Raw genomic sequence first — 18,867 nt, forward strand, 5'->3', positions numbered from 1 at the left:
AGGAGCCCTGCCGATGCCCCTCCCCCCGGAGGTTCTCAAAGCTCACGGCGAGGTCGTCGCCTGGCTCGGCAGCCTCGATGTCTCCTTCGCAACCGAAGAGGAGCCCTGGTTCACCGTTGGCGGCATCGAAAGCCCTCGGCAGATCGGCAGTGACCTCCATGAGATGCGGCGGGCGGCGGATGCGCTCGAGGCGACACTCGACGACGAGGACGACGTCAACGAGGCCCGCGAGCAAATCCGCAGGGGCCTCGACCTGCCCGAGGCGAATGATCCGGTCGGTGCGCTCTACGATGCGGTGGCGGCCTCCGACGCCGTCGTGCGGGCCACCGACGGCAGCCCGTTCACGACGTTGTTCAACCGCTTCAGCATCGACAACAGCCCGATGCTGCGCAACCCGGCGGCGTAGTTACTTCGCCCATTCGCCCTTGCGAAACACCGGCACTTTGCTGCCGTCGGCGAGAATGCCGTCGATGTCGGTCTCGGCCGAGCCGATCATCCAGTCGATATGGATCAGGCTCTGGTTGCCGCCTTGCGCGGCGATCTGCTGCGGCGTGAGCTGCGCGCCATTGACGAAGCACTTCGAGTAGCACTGGCCAAGCGCGATGTGCGAGGCAGCGTTCTCGTCGAACAGCGTGTTGTAGAACAACAGTCCGCTCTGCGAGATCGGCGAGGAATGCGGCACCAGGGCCACCTCGCCGAGACGGCGCGCGCCCTCGTCGGTATCGAGCACCTTGTTCAGTACCTCCTCGCCGCGCGAAGCCTTCGCATCGACGATCCTGCCGTCCTCGAAACGCACCGCGATGTTGTCGATCAGCGTGCCCTGGTAGGACAGCGGCTTCGAGCTCACGACATGGCCGTAGACGCGCCGGCAATGCGGCGTGGTGAAGACCTCTTCGGTCGGGATATTGGCGTTGCAGCTGATGCCGTTCTTGGAGAGCGAAGCGCCGCCTTCCCATTCATGGCCGTCGGCGAGCCCGATGGTGAGGTCAGTGCCCGGTCCCGAGTACTGGAGCGCGCGGAAACGCTGGCCGTTGAGCCAGTTGGTGCGCTCGCGCAGCACCGCATTGTGGCTCGCCCAATTGGCCGGCGCGTCGTCGCGATCGACGCGGGACGCCGCGAAGATAGCGTCCGCGAGCTTGCCGATCGCGACCTCTTCAGGATCGTTCGGAAAGACTTGCTTTGCCCAGGATGGGCTTGGATACGCAATGATGTTCCAGTTGGTATCGAAATTGACGATCTTTTCCAGCGCCGGCTGATAGGCCATGGAATTGGCCTTGCTGGCGCGCGCGACCTTGGAAGCATCTTCGCCCGACAGCAGCATCGGATTGTCGCCGACGATGGCGAGACGGGCGGTGTTGTTGGAGAACGCCTTGGCCATGCCCTCGTAGAGCCAGTTGGCGGCGCGATCGAAGCTGTCGTCGTGGCCGTGGCGGTAGCGCGCCAGCGTCATCTCTTCGTCGGAGAGAATGGGCGTCACGATGCCGGCGCCGGCCTTGTAGGCATGCACGGCAATCCGCCGCACCAGCGGCAACGCGATCGCAGGTGCCGTCAAGAGCAGATCCTGGCCCGGCCGCAAGCCCAGGCCCACCTTCACCGCCACCTCGGCCAGCCGGTCGAGCTTCACGGGATCGATGGGAGTGGAGGTGTTGCGTTGATCAGTCATGCCGGGTCCTCTGCCGAACGTCTCTTGCTCAATTTAAGTCTAGCATCGCGAGACACAAGTGCGCGAGTGCCTTGCGACACCCCAAAGATACGCAGTTTCGCGCATTTTGGTTTTCAACGCGTTGCCGATTTCAGCACCCGGTCGACCATGGCGGGAGCAAGGCCGAGGTAATTTTTCGGTGATGTCAGCGCCTCGATCGTGGCACGGTCGATTCTGACAGAGACGCGGGCGTCGGAAGACAGCGCGTCCGCCAGCGTAAGACCTTTCTCATTGGCGAGCCGGCAGGCATCATAGACCACGTCATGGGCCTCCTGCCGTCCGATCTGCGGCGCAAGCCCCATCATGACGGCTTCGGCCACGATCAGACCGCGGCTGACGGCGAGATTCTCGTTCATCTTGCTTTCATCCACGATGAGGCCGGCGAGCGCGAATTTCGCCTGGTGCAACGCGCCGGCGGTCAGCACGAAGCTCTCGGGGATCGCCATCCATTCGGCGTGCCAGGGCCCGGTGGCGCGCTCGAAATCCTGCACCATGGCATCCAGCATGAGGCCGGCATGCTGGCGCACCGCCTTGGACGCCGCGAGCATGAGTTCCGAGGAGATCGGGTTGCGCTTCTGCGGCATGGTCGAGGAAGCGCCGCGTCCCTTGACAAAGGGCTCATAGACCTCGGCGAATTCGGTCGAGGCCATGATCATGATGTCGAGCGCGATCTTGCCGAGCGAGCCGGTGACCAGCGCCAGGAAATTCACGGCCTCGGCAAAACCGTCGCGTGCGACGTGCCAGGTCGAAGCGGGGACGCCGAGCCTCAGTTCGGCGCAGAGCGCTTCCTGCACCTCGAACCCCTTGTCGCCGAGCGAGGCCAGCGTGCCGGCGGCACCGGCGAACTGACCGACCAGGACGCGCGGCTTCAACTCACTGATCCGCTCGGCGTGGCGGTCGAACATCGCGAGCCAGATCGCGGTCTTGTAGCCGAAGGTGACCGGCAGCGCCTGCTGGAGATGGGTGCGGCCCGCCATCGGCGTGTCGCGGTAGCGCCTCGATAGATCGGCGAGGATCTTGCGCAAGCCCGCGATGTCCCGTTCGACGATCTCAAGCCCTGCGCGCAGTTGCAACACCACGGCGGTGTCCATGATGTCCTGCGTGGTCGCACCCCAATGCACATAGCGGCCGGCATCGCCGCATTGCTTCACCATCTGATGCACCAGCGGCAGGATCGGATAGCCGACGACATCGGTCTCCTGCCGCAACAGGTCGAAATCCAGCGCGGCAACGTCGGTCCGCGCGGCGATCTGATCGGCCGCGTCCTGCGGAATCACTCCGCATCTCGCTTCCGCCTTCGCCAGTGCCACCTCGACCTCGGCATAGCGCGCGACCGTCGCGATATCGGAAAACACCTCCCGCATCTGCGGCGTGCCGAAGGCATCGCGGAACAGCATGGAATCGAGCACGGTGGTCGACGCATGAAAAGCGGGCATGAGCGTTTCTTCGTGGTTGGTGTTTTGTGTGAGGGCAGCTTACGCACACGGAACTGTTCGGCAATGGACATTCACTATTCGTCACACATTCGATGCCGTCGCGAAGGCCAGGACAACGTCGGCAGCTGCCGCACGCCATTGCCTCAACACCGTCATTGCGAGGAGCCCTTGCGACGAAGCAATCCACGCTGGCTCCGCGGCGGCAGGCTGGATTGCTCGCAACGACGTGAGGAAATCGCGACAATCCGGCCGAAACGGCTTTATTCTAATCCAGGTTGCATTCCTCCCCGTAAACTGCATGCCTGCCATCACGCGATCGTGGTGAACCGGGCAGGCCCCTCGGCGGACTCACAGACATCAGCCGAAATCCGTTTTGCTTTCATTATTGCCCGATGTTGCCTTGAGGTCTGAGTTTTCGACGTGCAGTTTCTGTTCCGGGATCACCTGCTCGATACCGACTTGCGCGAGCTGAGCCGCGAGCAGGTTCCCGTTGCCGTGGAGCCGCAGGTCTTCGATCTCGTCGTCCACCTCATGGAGAACCGCGATCGGGTGGTCAGCAAGGACGAGCTGATCGACAAGATCTGGCACGGGCGCAGCGTCTCCGAATCCACGCTGACCAGCCGGATCAATGCGGCACGCAAGGCGGTCGGAGACAGCGGCGCGAGCCAGGCGCTGATCCGCACCATCTCACGCAAGGGTTTTCGTTTCGTCGGCGACGTCGAAACCAAGCGTGGGGCAACCGCGCCGGAATCCGATTTCGAAGCGAAGCTTCTACGGGCCCCGCTGCCGCTACCGGACCGCCCCGCGATCGCGGTGCTGCCCTTCACCAACATGAGCGGCGACCGGGAGCAGGATTATTTCTCGGACGGAATCAGCGAGGACATCATCACCGCGCTGTCGAAGCTGCGCTGGTTCTTCGTCATCGCGCGCAACTCCTCCTTCGTCTACAAGGGCCGCGCGGTGCACATGAACGAGGTCGCGCGCGAGCTCGGCGTGCGCTACGTGCTCGAAGGCAGCGTGCGGCGGAGCGGCGATCGCGTGCGTATCTCCGCGCAGCTCAACGACGTCTCGACCGGCAGCCATCTCTGGGCCGAACGCTACGACCGCGAGCTTGCCGACATCTTCGCGGTGCAGGACGAGATCACCGAGGCGATCGTCGCCGCGATCGAGCCGCAGCTCTATACCGCCGAGAGTTTTCGCGCCCAGCAGAAGCCGCCGGGAAGCCTGGATGCCTGGGACCTTGTGATGCGCGCATTGTCGCATTACTGGCGCATCACCCGCGAGGACAATGCCGCCGCGCAAGGACTGCTCGAAGAGGCCGTCGCGCTCGATCCCGCCTATGGCAAGGCACTCGGCCTGCTCGCAACCAGCCACATCTTCGGCGCGCATATGGGCTGGTCCGACATGGCCCCGACCGTGCCGGTCGCCGAGCGCGCCGCGCTCGCGGCGGTGGAGGCCGATCGCGAAGATGCCTGGGCTCATCATGGTCTGGCGTATGCTTATCTATTCCGCCGCCGCTTCGACGACGCGCTGGCGGAGTTCGAACTGGCGCTGAACCTCAATCCGAACTTTGCGATGGCGCACGCCTTCTATGGCGTGACGCTGTGCTACGCGGGACGATGGCAGAACGGCGATGTCGCGGCGCGCCGCGCGCTGCGGCTGAGCCCGCGCGACCCGCTCGCAGCAATCTATTGCGGCGTCGCGGCCTATGCCCGGTTCATCGGCCGCGATTACGAAGGCGCCGCACAGATGGCGCGCGAGTCGATGCGGCAGCGCGCCGATTTCGTCGGCGCGCATCGCGTGCTGACGGCCGCCGCCGGTATGTCAGGGGATTCCGCGCGCGCGGCTTCCGCCTTGGAAGGCTTGCGCCGCGCCCAGCCCGGCATCTCGCTGGCCTGGATCACACGCGAGCTGCCGATGCTGCGGGACGAGGATCGCGAGCATTATCTCGAGGGATTGCGGCGCGCGGGGATGAGGTAGCTAATTTCTCGTCTCCCGCTTGCGGGAGAGGAGAAGGGCGCCGCTACTCCTGCATCATCTCGCCGCTGCCGCCGAATTCGGCCGGGAAATCCTTGAGCTTGGGCAGTCCGTCGCGCATTGGCAGCACCGTCTCGGCGTAATTGACGTGGACGCCTGGTGCAAACGCGAGGGTGGGGATGGTGGCAGTGAAGACGTCGATCAGGCCGAGCGGCGGATGGTTGGTCATGAGATGACCGCCGCACTTCTTGCAATATTTGCGCTGGCTGAGCGGCGTCTTCGCAAAGGTCTCGACATTCTCTGCACCTTCGCTGATGCGCACGGCTTCGGGCTTCCACAGGCTGAAGGCGTTCACCGGACCGGCCGACCACGAGCGGCACGAGCTGCAATGGCAATAGCCCATCGCCTCCGGCGCGCCTGTGACCTCGATCGTGACTGCGCCACAGAAGCAGTTTCCAACATGTTTCATTAGGTCGTCTCCGTTGATGATTGTTCAGATTCCTCTCCCCGCTCCTGTTTGCCGATAACTCGGCAAGAAACGAATGCGGGGGTCGCAGCGAGCTTTGCTCGCACTGATAGCGTCGGGATGAGGGGGATTCACCCCGAGAAACGTTGAAGGTTGCGTCCGGCAAGCTCCGATACGCGCCTCGGCGCCGCCGCGCGTCCTCCTTTCGGGGGACGCGACGGAACGACGCGCAAGCTATACCGACTTGCGCCAGGGAATAAGCATCGACACCCGTTGTTTGTACTGCCGGTACTCGTCGCCGAAGAGATCGATGAGGTCGTGCTCCTCCAGCGCGATGCCGACGAAGATGTAGGCCGTGGTCACGGCGGCGAACAGCAGATGGCCCGCGGTCATGACCGGCGCCGCCCAGAACGCGATGATGAAGCCGAGATAGATCGGATGACGGACGAATTTGTAGAGCAGCGGCGTCTTGAAACGCGGCGGCGACGCCTCCTTGCCGACGAGATGATTGGTCACCTGATGCAAGCCGAACAACTCGAAGTGATTGATGATGAATGTCGAGGTGAACACCAGGACCCAGCCCACCAGCGACAGCGTGACGATCGTCACAGCAAGATCCGGGTTCGCGACGTCCCATACGACCCTGGGCAGCGGACGCCACTGCCAGAACAGGAGGAGCAATGACAGGCTCGCAAACAGCACATAGGTGCTGCGCTCGACCGGCTTGGGGACGTACTGCGTCCACCAGGCCTTGAATTGCCGGCGCGCCATTACGCTGTGCTGGACCGCAAACAGGGCCATCAGGAGCAGATTGATGATGATGGCCTCGGCCACGGGCGTGTCGGTCCCGGTATCGATGGTCTTCGGCACCACCAGCCCCATGACGAAACCGATGGCGTAGAGAATGGTGATGAAAAACACGAGATACGCCGCAATTCCGTACAGAAAGGCGATGAACTTGAAAATGCGTGAGCCCGCAACCGGGCCGATAGGATGAACCTGATGATCAATTTGGGTCATAAACAGCTCCGTTGTGCCAAAACGCCGGCACTTCATTGGTCGCTGCACCATGCCGCACCGGAGGTCCCAAGACTTTCGCGGACGGTTGATTTTCGCCTGAGACGACTTTGATTTTTGCTTGAGACGACAAAAACGTGCGATTTTGCTTTGAAAACAACGTGCTCGACGGCGACCTGCGGGAACTCACTTGCAGCGGAGCCGCTGTGCCGTTGCAGCCGCAGGTGTTCGATCTCCTGCTCTATCTGGTGGCGCAGCGCACGCGTGTGGTCAGCAAGGATGACCTGATCAGCCAGATCTGGAGCGATCGGATCATCTCGGATTCCGCCCTGAACAGCCGGATCAACGCCGCCCGCAAGGCGCTCGGCGACGATGGCGCAAGCCAGCGGCTGATCAAGACCATTCCGCGCAAGGGTTTTCGTTTCGTCGGCGAAGTCCGGGAAGAAGTGGCAGCCACGACTGCGCCCGCGCAGCCCGTCGCTGCCCTGCCGCGCATCCTGACGGACCGTCCGGCGGTCGCGGTGCTCGCTTTCGAGAACATGAGCGGCGATCCCGCACAGGACTATTTCGGCGACGGCATCAGCGAGGACATCCTCACCGCGCTGTCGAAGCAGCGCTGGTTCATGGTGATCGCCCGCAACTCGTCCTTTACCTACAAGGGGCGCGCGGTCCACATCCGGCAGATTGCCGAGGAACTGGGCGTCCGCTACGTCGTCGAAGGCAGCGTGCGCAAGTCGGACAACCGGGTGCGCATCACCGCGCAGCTCAACGACGCCACGACGGGCAGCCATCTCTGGGCCGAGCGCTACGACCGCGAGCTGGTCGACGTGTTCGCCGTGCAGGACGAGATCACGAATGCGATCGCTGCGGCGATCGAGCCGCAGATCCATGCGGCGGAAAGTTTTCGCGCCCATCGCAAGCCCCCCGCGAGCCTGGATGCCTGGGATCTCCTGATGCGGGCGCTGTCGCATTACTGGCGCGTGACGCGGCGGGATCACGAGACCGCACGGGCGCTGCTGGAACGCGCGGTGGGGATCGACCCGAACTACGGCCAGGCGCTGTCGGTGCTCGCGGCGAACCACATGTTCGGCGTGCATCTCGGCTGGGCCGAGCTTGCCATGGTGGCGCCAGCGGCGGAAGCCGCCGCGCTCGCCGCGGTGCGCTGCGACCATGAGGATGCCTGGGCGCACGCCGCGCTCGGCAGCGTCTACTTCTCGACGCGAAGACTCGCGGACGCACTGTCCGAGTTCGAGCAGGCGCTCGCACTCAATCCGAACTTCTCGCTGGCGCAGGGCTATTACGCACTGGCGCTGTCCTATGCCGGGCGGCCGAAGGATTCATTCGAGGCAGCGCAGAGGGCAATGCGGCTGTCGCCGCGCGATCCATCCCTGGCGATCTATCACGGCATCGCCGGCTATGCCCGCTTCACCGAGCGGCGCTATGCCGAGGCCATCGCGCTCGCGCGCGAGGCAATCCGCCATCGCGGCGATCTCACCGGCGCCTACCGCGTGCTCGCGGTTTCTGCCGGCATGACCGGAGACGGCGTGCTTGGGGAGATGGCGCTGGGCGAGCTCCGCCGCACCCAGCCCAACATCTCGCTGCACTGGATTTCGACGCAATTGCCATGGGCCAATGAGGCCGACCGCGAGCACTATCTGGAAGGATTCCGGCGGGCGGGCTTGCGCTAGACGATCCTCACGCCGGGTCCGCGTCGCGCTTGCGGCGCAGATGGACGGATCGCGCGGCGCGGCGGCGCCGGCTTGGCCGCCAAACACCATAACAGGACGCGCTGTACATTTTTTGTGCGAACATTGTCGAGACTTTCATCTTGCGGCGCCGAATGAGACCGTGTGAGCCTCGATCCCGGATGGGGACTGGGATGGGCCGGCCGTAGCTTTGCGCGCCACGACGTGCGAAGCGTTTGCGGCTGGTCTCGCTTGAGAAAGATACGACATGTCAAAACGAGTGTTGCTTGGTGTCCTCCTGGCTTGCGGCCTCGCGGCCCCCGCGCTGGCGCAAGAGCCGAAGGCGGGTGGAGCGATCAATGCCGTGATTCAGCCCGAGCCGCCCGGCCTGATGCTGGCGATGGTCCAGAACGGCCCGGTGCAGATGGTGTCGGGCAACATTTTCGAAGGCCTGCTTCGCTACAGCCCCAAGCTCGAACCGCAGCCGGAGCTCGCCGAGAGCTGGAGCGTCAGCGAGGACGCAAAAACCTACACATTCAAGCTCAGGAAGGGCGTGACCTGGCATGACGGCAAGCCCTTCACCGCCGCCGACGTGCTGTTCTCGCTCGAGATGCTGAAACAGACGCATGCGCGCGCTCGCAACAACCTCGCGCAGGTCGACAAGGTCGAGGCCCCCGACGACTACACGGTGGTGTTCACGCTGAAGCAGCCGTTCGGTCCGTTCCTGGGCATCTTCGAGGTCGGCTCGATGCCGATGGTGCCGAAGCATCTCTATGAAAGCACCGACTGGAAGACCAATCCCTACAACAACGCCCCAGTCGGCACCGGCCCCTTCATGTTCAAGGAATGGCAGAAAGGCTCCTTCATCCGCCTGGTCAAGAACCCGAACTATTACGAGAAGGGCAAGCCCTATCTCGACGAGATCTACTGGCAGATCATTCCCGATGCCGCGGCGCGCTCGGTGGCGTATGAGACCGGCAAGGTCGACGTGCTGCCCGGCGGCTCGGTCGAGAATTTCGACGTGCCCCGGCTCTCCAAGCTGAAGGACACCTGCGTCACCGGCGCCGGCTGGGAGTTCTTCTCGCCGCTGGCCTGGCTGTGGCTCAACAACCGGCAGGGTCCGCTCGCCGACAAGCGGGTGCGGCAGGCGGTCATGTTTGCGATCGACCGCGAGTTCGCCAAGGACGTGATCTGGAACGGGCTCGGCAAGGTCGCAACCGGCCCGTCGGCCTCGACCATCAAATACTACACCGACGACGTGCCGAAATACCCTTACGATCCCGCCAAGGCCAAGGCGCTGCTGAAGGAAGCCGGCTACAAGGGCGAGAAGATCCGCCTTCTGCCGCTCGCCTATGGCGAGACCTGGCAGCGCTGGGGTGAAGCCGTGAAGCAGAACCTCCAGGACGTCGGCATGAACATCGAGACCATCGCCACCGACGTCGCCGGCGGCAACCAGAAGATCGGCGACTGGGACTACGACATCGCCTTCACCTACCTCTACCAGTACGGCGACCCCGCGCTCGGCGTCGGCCGCAATTACGTCTCCAGCGCGATTGCCAAGGGCCAGGTGTTCAACAACGTCGAGGGTTACTCCAACGCTGAGATCGACAAGCTGTTCGCCGAGGGCGCGGTGGCAACGCCGGACTCCAAGCGCAAGGAGATCTACGAGAAGGCGCAGAAGATCCTGGTCGAGGACGTGCCGGTGGCCTGGATGCTCGAGCTGCAATTCCCGACCATCATGCGCTGCAAGGTCAAGAACCTGATCACCACCGGGATCGGAGTCAACGACGGCTTCAAGGATGCATGGCTGGACAAGTGAGAGCTGCCGCCGTCACCTCTCCCCGCTCGCGGGGAGAGGGGATCGCTCCATCTCTGTCGCTCCAGGTCACATCACCGATATGATCCTCTAGATGCTCTCCTTTGTCGCTCAGCGTGTCGCGAAGGGCGTGATCGTCCTGCTTGCGATCGTCGTCCTCAATTTCTTCCTGATCCGGCTCGCGCCCGGCGATCCCGCCGTCGTGATGGCGGGCGAGGCCGGCGCCAGCGACCAGATCTTCGTCCAGCAGCTCAGGGAGAAGTTCGGCCTGGACAAGCCGATGCCCGAGCAGCTCTTCATCTACGTCAAGGGCATTGCTACCCTCGACCTCGGCTTCTCCTTCCGCCAGCAGGCACCGGTCGCGAAGCTGATCGGCGAGCGGCTGCCCGCGACATTGCTGCTGACGCTGACGGCGTTTGCGATCTCGCTCGTGCTCGGCGTTCTCTTCGGCACCTTCGCCGCGCGCTTTGCCGGAACCTTTCTCGACACCGCGATCACCGTCTTCGCCCTGATATTCTACGCAATGCCGATCTTCTGGGTGGCGCTGATGGGCATCCTGCTGTTTTCGGTCACCATGGATTGGCTGCCGAGCTTCGGCTACGAGACCGTCGGCGCCAACCTTTCCGGCCCTGCCCATGTGGTCGACGTCGCAAGGCACCTGATCATGCCGGCGATGACGCTCGGCCTGTTCTTCATGGCGACCTACACCCGCATGACGCGCGCCTCGATGCTGGAGGTGAAGCGTCTCGACTTCGTCAAGACCGCGCGCGCCAAAGGCCTGTCCGACGCCGTGATCCAGCGTCGCCACGTCCTGCGCAATGCGCTGCTCCCCGTCGTGACGCTCGCCGGCGTCCACTCCGGCACCCTGATCGGCGGCGCCGTCATCACCGAGACCGTGTTCGCCTGGCCCGGCATCGGACGCCTGATGTACGACGCCCTGCTCCAGCGCGACTACAATCTGCTGCTCGGGGTCTTCGTGATCTGCTCCGCCATGGTCCTGATCTTCAACCTCATTACCGACCTGGTCTATCGCCTGGTCGACCCGCGCATCGAATTCACCACATGAAACAGTTCTGGAAATCGATGTTGAGGAGCCCGAGCGGCGTCATCGGGCTCATCATCCTGCTCCTTGCGATCTCAGTCGCCTTGTTCGGTCCGATGCTGTTCCCGAACTCGCCCTGGCGCATGGTGCAGCGGCCGTTCCTGCCGCCGTTCACGCTCGCGACCGTGCCGCTCGGCACCGATGCACTCGGCCGCGACGTGTTCGCCGGCATGATCTTCGGCGCACGCGTCTCGCTGCTCGTCGGCATGGTCTCCACCCTGGTGGCGCTGGTCGTCGGCGTTCCGATCGGCGCCATGGCCGGCTATTTCGGCGGCAGGGTCGACGACGCCCTGATGCGTTTCACCGAGTTCTTCCAAACCATTCCGAGCTTTGCGCTCGCGATCGTCCTGGTCGCGATCCTGCAGCCCTCGATCTATTCGATCGTCGCCTCGATCGCGCTGGTAAGCTGGCCGCCGGTCGCGCGCCTCGTCCGCGGCGAGGTGCTGTCGTTGCGCACGCGGGAGTACGTCCAGGCCGCGGTGGTCACGGGCCAGAGCAACACCTGGATCATCCTGCGCGAAATCCTGCCGAACACGCTGTCGCCGGTGATCGTGCTGGCTTCGCTGATGGTGGCGACCGCGATCCTGCTGGAATCCTCGCTGGCGTTCCTCGGCCTCGGCGATCCCAATCTGATCTCCTGGGGCTACATGGTCGGTGCCGGCCGCACCGTGATCCGCCAGGCCTGGTGGATCACCGTGTTTCCCGGCGTCGCGATCCTGATCTCGGTGCTCGGGCTCAATTTGATCGGCGAAGGCCTCAACGACGCGCTCAATCCGCGGCTGTCGCGGGAGGGCCGCTGATCATGACCGCACCGCCCGCCGTCTCCGTCAAGAATCTGCGGATCGCATTGCCCAAGGGCGCCGAGCGTCCCTTCGCGGTCGACGGCATCTCGCTCGATTTGCGGCCCGGCAAGATCGTTTGCGTGGTCGGCGAATCCGGCTCCGGCAAGTCGATGTGCGCGCATGCGCTGATGGGCCTGTTGCCGGACACGGTCACCGTCACCTCCGGCGAGATCCAGTTCGAAGGACGCGACCTGCTCAAACTCGACGACGAATGCTGGCGCGATCTGCGCGGCCGCCGGCTTGCGATGATTTTTCAGGAACCGATGACCGCGCTCAATCCGTTGATGCGGATCGGCGACCAGATGGCGGAGATGTTCGAGGCGCACGGGCTGCTCACGCCGAGGGAGCGGCGCGCAAAGGCGCTATCGCTGGCGCGCGAAGTCGGCCTCCCCGACCCCGAGCGCATCGTGCGCGCCTATCCGCACCAGCTCTCCGGCGGCCAGCGCCAGCGCGCCATGATCGCGATGGCGCTCGCGCTCGAACCGGCGGTGCTGGTTGCGGACGAGCCGACCACCGCGCTCGACGTCACCACGCAAGCGCAGATCCTGAAACTGATCCGCAACCTCCAGCGCAATCGCAACATGGCGGTGATGTTCATCACCCATGATTTCGGCGTGGTCGCCGACATCGCCGACCAAGTCGTGGTGTTGCGCCATGGCAAGGTGGTCGAGGAAGGCCCCGCCTCGGCGGTCTTCAACGCGCCGCAACACGACTACACCAAGGCGCTGCTCGCCGCCGTGCCCTCGATGGACCCACCCGCCCGCAGCCCCCTGGACGACCAGGCCAAGGCGGTCGAGGTGATCGGACTGGACAAGACCTACGTCACCTCGGGCGGCTGGTTTCGCGAGGACCGCCGCGTCGATGCCGCGCGCGGGGTTAATTTCAACATCCTCAAAGGCGAGACGCTCGGCCTGGTCGGCGAATCCGGTTCTGGCAAATCGTCGGTGGCCCGCCTTGTGATGCGGCTGATCGAGGCCGACCGCGGCACCGTGCGGATCGGCGAGACCGATCTCACAAAGCTCGCGGGCAAGGCGCTACGCGCCGAGCGCCCTCGCATCCAGATGATCTTCCAGGATCCGTTCGCTTCGCTCAATCCGCGCCGCAAGGTCGGTCATATCATCGCCGACGGCCCGATCGCGGCCGGCACCGATCCGAAAGTGGCGTTCGACCGCGCCCGCGATCTCCTCAAGATGGTCGGGCTCGATGCCGGCGCGCTCGAACGCTATCCGCATGAATTCTCCGGCGGCCAGCGCCAGCGCATCGGCATTGCGCGCGCGCTCGCGCTCGAGCCCGAGATCATCGTCGCGGACGAGGCCGTCTCCGCGCTCGACGTCTCCGTGCAGGCGCAGGTCCTAAGGCTGCTCGAAGACCTCAAGGCCCGCCTCGGCCTCTCGATGCTGTTCATCACCCACGACCTGCGAGTCGCAGCGCAACTCTGTGACCGCATCGCCGTGATGCAGCGCGGCGTCATCGTCGAGCTGAAGCCGACCGCGCAGCTGTTCGCCGCGCCCGAGCATGCCTATACACGCGAATTGCTCGCAGCAGTCCCGGGGCAGAGAGAGCGCGCGCCGGCGTAAGTCAGCCGACCGCGGTTTCTACTTCGTTCGAGGATTCGTGTTGTTCCAGGTGGGGACTGAGTTTGTTACGCCGACGGAGGGCTGGTTGGACGTTCCGATCGACGGCGCCGTCACGGTCCCGACGGTCTGCCCGGAACTTCCGATGGTCCCTTGCTGAACCGGCGCTCCGGTGCGTCCGCTCGTGCTGCCTGGTGTACCCGTCCCCGATGTTTGTGCGTTTACAGCAAGTGGCGCGGCGGCCAATCCGAGAGCAATAAGTGCAGCAATGGTGCGTTTTGTTCTTGTCATGGCTGGTCCTTTCGGGCGCTGTCTCTCAATCGCAATGCCGTTCCTCGAGGCGCCCGTGCACTGAGTGATCTTACAACTCCACGCGCGAGAAAATGTGCCGCAGTGCCATCATCCCGTGGGCTCAACTCTTCATCACGATGTTACGAAGCGGTCCCCGCCGAACAGATGCGCCGTGAGATCGGTGCATCGCTGAAGGTACCCCGTTCCACCTCAGGAATGGAATACTCACGGGCTTTTTATCCCTCGTGACCGCCCGCATGGCTGCAAAGCCGAAGCCGGCACCCCACATGCGCATGAAATGATTTCCATCATGTGATGGTGGATTGAAGATCTAATTGGAGCCGACATGGGCCAGATTATTCAGTTTGTCTCGAAATCCGAGCGCGAGCGCATTCGCCTCATCCAGGAAGCGCGCGCGATCTACGACAGCATCTTCCCGCCGACTGATCCGATGAGCGAGAGATCAGGCGGAGCCGCCGCACGTCGCAGCGACGGGGGCAACCTCGCGTGATCAAAATCATCGCCGTGCTCTGCAACCTCGCCTCTCCGGCGAACTGTCATGAGCAGACCGTCACCACATCCGACTTCGCCGACGTCTCGATGCAATCTTGCCTGATGGGCGCGCCGCAACTCGCCGAATGGATGAACCAGCATCCGGCCGAGCGCCTCGCCGGGTGGCGCTGCGTGATCGGCCAACAGGCCGGGCGGGGAATTTAGGATCGGACGGGCTCTCCCTGAACGATCCGCAATGTCTGGTCCACCGCCATGATCATTGCTGGTCGCACTTTATCATCTTCTTTGGCCTTGCGACCGTCACAGGTGACCGGCATTGGCTCGCCAGACAGGCGCGCCTACCTGACCGGCGGGTTGGTGTTGCTCCAGGTCGGGACTGCGTTGGTCACGCCGACCGACGGCCAGTTATACGTACCGACCGACGGCGCCGTGACCGTCCCGACCGACTGTCCGCTCGACCCGTACGCTCTGGGCTGTGCTGCCAACGATCCGGCGCTCCCATAGCTCGGAGCCACCACGCCGGTGCTGTAAGCTCGGCTTGACCGGTGCTTCTTGGCCTCAGCCGCGATCGGCGCGGCAAGCAACCCGACGGTGACTAGGGCGGCAATGGCGGGTTTGATGCTTGTCATGGCGGATCCCTTCATTCGCTGTGGGCCCCTTGCCATCTGTTCATTCAGCCGCGGATTTCCATAGGCAGCCGTTCATAACTCCGTGCGCGGGCGGAGGCGCCGGGGAGCGGTCGCACGACTAGCACGCCCGCTCGCGTGCCTCGCCTTCGGATGGACCCGAATCAGCGCTAGTGCATTCACCTCATCGACTTCGCGTATTGAGGCGACATGACCGGTCCCGAACTGAAGCAACTCCGCAACGATCTCTCGGAGGTCCTCGAGCGCAAGCTCACAGCGGCCGACATGGCCCGGCTTTGCGGATTGCCGGAGAAGGGCGGCGCCGACACCATCCGGCGCTGGGAAGTGAGCGGCCCGACACCGTCGGCGACCAAGGTGCTGCGCGTGCTCGCGATGGCGAGCGAGCGCTATCCGATCCTGGAGAAGTTCGACGTCTTCGATCGTCATGACGTGCGCGAGGAAGACCGGCCCGCAAAGCGCGCTGCATTCCGCGAACAGATGCGCGATGAGGCGCGGCGCCGTCTTGGTTAATGAGATGCGCGCGCAAGTTAGCCTGATAACGCCGAGTTAAGCTTTCCTTCAGCACTTCTTAAGCCGACATTAAGCACAAAAATCGTTTACAGCCCAATAAGTTACGTTGACTGCCGCTGTGCCATGGATGTGACAGCATTTTCGTCAAAAGCGAGCTATCTGCAGAACCAACGACGGCGCGGAAAGCGCGACTGCCGGGGACCTGAGTGTTGGAGTTTGGACTATGAAGAAGATTCTGTTTGCGACCGTTGCGCTGCTCGTAGTGGGCGCTGCCGCACCGGCGGTCGGTGCCGATCTCGGTAACCGCAACTATTATAAGGCGCCCGCGCCCGCCTATGCCGGCCCGATTTACAACTGGACCGGCTTCTATATCGGCGGCCATGTCGGCGGCGCGTTCTCCAGCGACAACAATTTCAGCGGCCTCTCCACCGGCAATAACGGCAACGGCCGTTTCCTCGGCGGTCTGCAGGCCGGTGCGGACTGGCAGTTCAACCCGAACTTCGTTGTCGGCGTCGAAGGCCAGTATTCCTGGCTCTCCGGCAGCGTCGGCGCGGTGTTCCCAGGCGGCGTCGCCTACACCAACGACCAGCGCGGTCTCGGCTCGATCACCGGCCGCGTCGGCTACACCTGGGGTCCGGGCCTGCTCTACGTGAAGGGCGGCTACGCCTATTCCGACAACAACGAGAAGGTGACCGTCGGCGGCGTGCCGACCGGCTTCATCATCAGCGGCGACCACCGCAACGGCTACACCGTCGGCGCCGGCCTCGAATACATGTTCGCGCCGAACTGGTCAGCCAAGGCCGAGTACCAGTACTACAATTTCGGCGACGCCCACTTCACCGCGGGCCCGCTGGCGGGAACCGGCAACTTCACCACCGACGACCACACCATCAAGGCGGGCGTCAACTACCGCTTCAACTGGGCCAACTCGGCGGTCGCGCGCTACTGAACGGTTATCAAAGCCTTATCATGATGAAGGGCCGGCATCGTTGCCGGCCCTTCTTTTTTCGCTGTGCGGAACGGAACGCAACCGATTGAGCAACTTGCGATTTTTTAACCTGCCCCGAGGATACTCCGCCGCGAAAACATAAAGATCATGCGTGGGGGAATTTCGATGGCGATCCGTCTGGGCCTTGGCCGTTTGCTTGGTGGTATCCGGCCTCGTTTCAAAATGCCGACATGGGGCGTGCGCGGCAGCCTGTTCACGGCCTTCGCAGTGATCGCGGGCATGGGCCTCGTGATCGCGGCCGGCGCCGGCTTCGTCTTCAACCATCTCGGCAGCACTATGATGGACCTGAGCGGCCGCGATATCCCGCGCCTTTCCGCAAGCCTTCAACTCGCATCGCAAAGCGCAACGCTCGCGGCGCAGGGGCCGGGCCTGCTGGCGTCGCCGTCCGACGAGGCGCTGAACGAACGCACCAAGAAGGTGCAGGAGATCCAGCAGCTTGCCATGGCCAAGCTTGGCGAGATCATCGAGCTCGGCGCCGACAAGCAGATCGCAACCGCGTTGCGCGACACCGCCAAGAGCATCGACGAGGCGACCCAGAGCCTGGTGTCAGCCGCGCGCGAGCGGCTCGATACCGGCGCGCTGCATGACAAGCAATATGAAGCACTCCGCAAGGCGCAGCTCACCTTCGTCGGTGCGGCCGGTCCTGCCATGCTGGATGCCCAGACGCGTCTGAACGCGATCCTCGGTGCGGCGGAAGTTTCCGCTGACGATGCCACCGAAGCCGCCCGCACCGTCTCCCAGGTCGCGACCATCTCCGCCAACGGCAATCTGATGGCCGCCGACATGATGGCGGCGCTGTCGGCCAGCAACAGCGATACGCTGGAGGCGATCGAGAAGGAGTTCAAGGCGACGCGCGACCGTGTCAAGTCGAACCTCGAGGACCTGCCGAACGTGGCCTCGATGCAAGCGGTGCGCGACACCGTGCAAAAGCTGTTCGCCTTCGGCGAAGGCAAGTCCGGCGTGTTCAAGATCCGCCAGAAGGAGCTCGACGCCATCGACTACGGCCAGACCATCCTGGACGAGACCCGCAAGCTCAATGTCGGCCTCGGCATCAGCGTGCAGCAGCTGGTCGAGGGTGTGCAGAAGGAGACCAACGCGTCGACCTTCCAGGCGCGGCAGGAGATCTCGCTCGCGACCACCGCGATGCTGGCGCTCGGCGCACTGACGCTGGTCGGCTCGGCGCTGTTCGTCTGGCTCTATGTCGGCCGCAACATCCTGCGCCGCATTCGCGAGCTTCAACGCGCCATGCAGTTGCTCTCGGCCGGCGACCTCGACACCGAGATCGTCCGCTCCCGGCAGAACGACGAGATCGGCGCGATGAAGGAAACGCTGACGGTGTTCCGCGACAGCATGATCGAAGCTCGCGCGCTTGCGAGCGAGCAAGACAGGGATCGCGTCGCCAAGGCCGAGCGTGCGGCGCAGATGGAGGCGAAGATTGCAGACTTCGAGAGTACGGTGCGTTCCGCGCTCGACAATCTCGCGCAGTCGGCCAATTCGATGCAATCGACCGCGCAGAGCATGTCGAACACGGCAGACCAGTCCAATGCGCTGGTGAACGCGGTTGCCTCCGCAGCCGAAGAGACCTCGGTCAACGTGCAGACCGTATCATCAGGCACCGAGCAGCTCTCGTCCTCGATCGAGGAGATCAGCAAGCAGGTCGTGACCTCGGCCGCGATCGCCAGGAAGGCGGTCGACGAAGCCGGCGCGACCGATGCCACGGTGCAGAGCCTCGCCGACAGCGCGAGCCGCATCAGCGTCGTGGTCGACCTTATCCAGACCATTGCCTCGCAGACCAATCTGCTGGCGCTCAACGCCACCATCGAGGCGGCGCGCGCGGGCGAAGCCGGTCGCGGCTTCGCGGTGGTCGCCTCCGAGGTGAAGAGCCTCGCGAGCCAGACCGCCAAAGCGACGGAGGAGATCCGCAGCCAGATCGCCAGCATGCAGTCAGTGACGACGTCGGCGGTCGGCGCCATCCAGGGCATCGGCCGGATCATCGGCGAGATCAACGACGTCACTACGACGATCGCCGCCGCCGTCGAGGAACAGGGCGCGGCGACACGCGAGATCGCCCGCAACATCCAGCATGCGGCCGGTGGCACCAGCGAGGTTTCCGGCAACATCGTCGGCGTCTCCACGGCTTCGGCGGAAGCCGGCGCAGCGGCGAACGAAGTGCTCGGCGCCTCCGACGCGCTCCGCCGCGAAGCCGACATGCTGCGCGGAGAGATCGACGCGTTCCTCAACAACATGCGGGCTGCGTAAGGCGCCGTTCCGTAGCCCGGA

General features: G+C 64.1%; 18 protein-coding genes. 12 read left to right on the plus strand and 6 right to left on the minus strand.

Annotated features, from left to right (window positions below):
- Positions 1-13: 13 nt before the first annotated feature.
- Entirely contained in the window at positions 14-406 is a 393-nt protein-coding gene (locus ACFQX9_RS31870) for a hypothetical protein (protein WP_377791503.1), read from the plus strand.
- Here the strand turns inward: ACFQX9_RS31870 and ACFQX9_RS31875 are convergent, their stop codons facing one another.
- The gene (locus tag ACFQX9_RS31875; protein ID WP_085383885.1) at positions 407-1,663 is read right to left on the minus strand and encodes an aminopeptidase; all 1,257 of its coding nucleotides are present in this window, start codon (positions 1,661-1,663) and stop codon (positions 407-409) included.
- 113 nt (positions 1,664-1,776) lie between these two features.
- Positions 1,777-3,138 carry a 3-carboxy-cis,cis-muconate cycloisomerase gene (pcaB, locus tag ACFQX9_RS31880; protein WP_085358045.1) on the minus strand — a complete coding sequence of 454 codons (1,362 nt, stop codon included), beginning with the start codon at positions 3,136-3,138 and terminating at the stop codon, positions 1,777-1,779.
- Positions 3,139-3,558: 420 nt separating this feature from the next.
- Between pcaB and ACFQX9_RS31885 the strand changes: the two genes are divergently transcribed.
- Positions 3,559-5,118 (plus strand): winged helix-turn-helix domain-containing protein, encoded by a 1,560-nt coding sequence (locus tag ACFQX9_RS31885; protein WP_018458174.1) that lies wholly within the window; start codon positions 3,559-3,561, stop codon positions 5,116-5,118.
- 43 nt (positions 5,119-5,161) lie between these two features.
- On the opposite strand, the gene ACFQX9_RS31890 is transcribed toward ACFQX9_RS31885, so the two are convergent.
- Entirely contained in the window at positions 5,162-5,584 is a 423-nt protein-coding gene (locus ACFQX9_RS31890; RefSeq protein ID WP_085358047.1) for a GFA family protein, read from the minus strand.
- Between the two features lie 231 nt (positions 5,585-5,815).
- A complete protein-coding gene (gene mddA, locus ACFQX9_RS31895; protein ID WP_085358049.1) occupies positions 5,816-6,601 on the minus strand; it encodes a methanethiol S-methyltransferase in 786 nt (261 codons plus the stop codon).
- A gap of 134 nt (positions 6,602-6,735) precedes the next feature.
- Between mddA and ACFQX9_RS31900 the strand changes: the two genes are divergently transcribed.
- The 5 genes from ACFQX9_RS31900 (at position 6,736) to ACFQX9_RS31920 (ending at position 13,620) form a co-directional block, all read left to right on the plus strand.
- The gene (locus ACFQX9_RS31900) at positions 6,736-8,286 is read left to right on the plus strand and encodes a winged helix-turn-helix domain-containing protein (RefSeq protein ID WP_377791504.1); all 1,551 of its coding nucleotides are present in this window, start codon (positions 6,736-6,738) and stop codon (positions 8,284-8,286) included.
- 265 nt (positions 8,287-8,551) lie between these two features.
- Complete coding sequence (locus ACFQX9_RS31905; RefSeq protein WP_085358051.1) at positions 8,552-10,102, plus strand: ABC transporter substrate-binding protein; 1,551 nt, start codon at positions 8,552-8,554, stop codon at positions 10,100-10,102.
- Between the two features lie 91 nt (positions 10,103-10,193).
- Complete coding sequence (locus tag ACFQX9_RS31910) at positions 10,194-11,165, plus strand: ABC transporter permease (RefSeq protein WP_085358053.1); 972 nt, start codon at positions 10,194-10,196, stop codon at positions 11,163-11,165.
- Positions 11,162-12,001: an ABC transporter permease gene (locus ACFQX9_RS31915; protein WP_018458168.1), complete on the plus strand. Its 840-nt coding sequence runs from the start codon at positions 11,162-11,164 to the stop codon at positions 11,999-12,001. Before ACFQX9_RS31910 ends, ACFQX9_RS31915 begins: the two co-directional genes overlap by 4 nt.
- A gap of 2 nt (positions 12,002-12,003) precedes the next feature.
- Complete coding sequence (locus ACFQX9_RS31920; protein ID WP_198959234.1) at positions 12,004-13,620, plus strand: ABC transporter ATP-binding protein; 1,617 nt, start codon at positions 12,004-12,006, stop codon at positions 13,618-13,620.
- Positions 13,621-13,638: 18 nt separating this feature from the next.
- Here the strand turns inward: ACFQX9_RS31920 and ACFQX9_RS31925 are convergent, their stop codons facing one another.
- Positions 13,639-13,908, minus strand: coding sequence for a hypothetical protein (locus ACFQX9_RS31925; RefSeq protein WP_083926507.1), 270 nt, complete (start codon positions 13,906-13,908; stop codon positions 13,639-13,641).
- Between the two features lie 346 nt (positions 13,909-14,254).
- Here ACFQX9_RS31925 and ACFQX9_RS31930 point away from each other — a divergent pair, with 346 nt between their 5' ends.
- Together ACFQX9_RS31930 and ACFQX9_RS31935 are read left to right on the plus strand one after the other, a co-directional pair.
- On the plus strand, positions 14,255-14,419 hold the full coding sequence (locus ACFQX9_RS31930; protein ID WP_018458166.1) for a hypothetical protein: 165 nt from the start codon (positions 14,255-14,257) through the stop codon (positions 14,417-14,419).
- Entirely contained in the window at positions 14,416-14,625 is a 210-nt protein-coding gene (locus ACFQX9_RS31935; RefSeq protein ID WP_007605116.1) for a hypothetical protein, read from the plus strand. The genes ACFQX9_RS31930 and ACFQX9_RS31935 overlap by 4 nt, the downstream gene beginning before the upstream one ends.
- 134 nt (positions 14,626-14,759) lie before the next feature.
- Here the strand turns inward: ACFQX9_RS31935 and ACFQX9_RS31940 are convergent, their stop codons facing one another.
- On the minus strand, positions 14,760-15,050 hold the full coding sequence (locus tag ACFQX9_RS31940) for a hypothetical protein (RefSeq protein WP_018458165.1): 291 nt from the start codon (positions 15,048-15,050) through the stop codon (positions 14,760-14,762).
- A 207-nt stretch (positions 15,051-15,257) separates the two neighbouring features.
- Here ACFQX9_RS31940 and ACFQX9_RS31945 point away from each other — a divergent pair, with 207 nt between their 5' ends.
- From ACFQX9_RS31945 to ACFQX9_RS31955, 3 genes are all read left to right on the plus strand, one after another.
- Complete coding sequence (locus ACFQX9_RS31945) at positions 15,258-15,578, plus strand: hypothetical protein (RefSeq protein ID WP_027570057.1); 321 nt, start codon at positions 15,258-15,260, stop codon at positions 15,576-15,578.
- A gap of 223 nt (positions 15,579-15,801) precedes the next feature.
- Positions 15,802-16,527 carry an outer membrane protein gene (locus ACFQX9_RS31950; protein ID WP_377791505.1) on the plus strand — a complete coding sequence of 242 codons (726 nt, stop codon included), beginning with the start codon at positions 15,802-15,804 and terminating at the stop codon, positions 16,525-16,527.
- A 165-nt stretch (positions 16,528-16,692) separates the two neighbouring features.
- Complete coding sequence (locus ACFQX9_RS31955) at positions 16,693-18,846, plus strand: methyl-accepting chemotaxis protein (RefSeq protein ID WP_377791506.1); 2,154 nt, start codon at positions 16,693-16,695, stop codon at positions 18,844-18,846.
- Positions 18,847-18,867: the final 21 nt, after the last annotated feature.

The organism is Bradyrhizobium sp. GCM10028915 (assembly GCF_042666195.1).
GTDB classification, from domain to species: Bacteria; Pseudomonadota; Alphaproteobacteria; order Rhizobiales; family Xanthobacteraceae; genus Bradyrhizobium; species Bradyrhizobium canariense_D.

Coding starts and splice junctions, on each gene's coding strand:
- pcaB (WP_085358045.1), bottom strand. CDS start 3,138: ATGCCCGCTTTTCATGCGTCGACCACCGTGCTCGATTCCATGCTGTTC.
- ACFQX9_RS31910 (WP_085358053.1), top strand. CDS start 10,194: ATGCTCTCCTTTGTCGCTCAGCGTGTCGCGAAGGGCGTGATCGTCCTG.
- ACFQX9_RS31950 (WP_377791505.1), top strand. CDS start 15,802: ATGAAGAAGATTCTGTTTGCGACCGTTGCGCTGCTCGTAGTGGGCGCT.
- ACFQX9_RS31905 (WP_085358051.1), top strand. CDS start 8,552: ATGTCAAAACGAGTGTTGCTTGGTGTCCTCCTGGCTTGCGGCCTCGCG.
- ACFQX9_RS31945 (WP_027570057.1), top strand. CDS start 15,258: ATGACCGGTCCCGAACTGAAGCAACTCCGCAACGATCTCTCGGAGGTC.
- ACFQX9_RS31940 (WP_018458165.1), bottom strand. CDS start 15,050: ATGACAAGCATCAAACCCGCCATTGCCGCCCTAGTCACCGTCGGGTTG.
- ACFQX9_RS31920 (WP_198959234.1), top strand. CDS start 12,004: ATGACCGCACCGCCCGCCGTCTCCGTCAAGAATCTGCGGATCGCATTG.
- ACFQX9_RS31915 (WP_018458168.1), top strand. CDS start 11,162: ATGAAACAGTTCTGGAAATCGATGTTGAGGAGCCCGAGCGGCGTCATC.
- ACFQX9_RS31870 (WP_377791503.1), top strand. CDS start 14: ATGCCCCTCCCCCCGGAGGTTCTCAAAGCTCACGGCGAGGTCGTCGCC.
- ACFQX9_RS31875 (WP_085383885.1), bottom strand. CDS start 1,663: ATGACTGATCAACGCAACACCTCCACTCCCATCGATCCCGTGAAGCTC.
- ACFQX9_RS31925 (WP_083926507.1), bottom strand. CDS start 13,908: ATGACAAGAACAAAACGCACCATTGCTGCACTTATTGCTCTCGGATTG.
- ACFQX9_RS31930 (WP_018458166.1), top strand. CDS start 14,255: ATGGGCCAGATTATTCAGTTTGTCTCGAAATCCGAGCGCGAGCGCATT.
- ACFQX9_RS31890 (WP_085358047.1), bottom strand. CDS start 5,584: ATGAAACATGTTGGAAACTGCTTCTGTGGCGCAGTCACGATCGAGGTC.
- mddA (WP_085358049.1), bottom strand. CDS start 6,601: ATGACCCAAATTGATCATCAGGTTCATCCTATCGGCCCGGTTGCGGGC.
- ACFQX9_RS31955 (WP_377791506.1), top strand. CDS start 16,693: ATGGCGATCCGTCTGGGCCTTGGCCGTTTGCTTGGTGGTATCCGGCCT.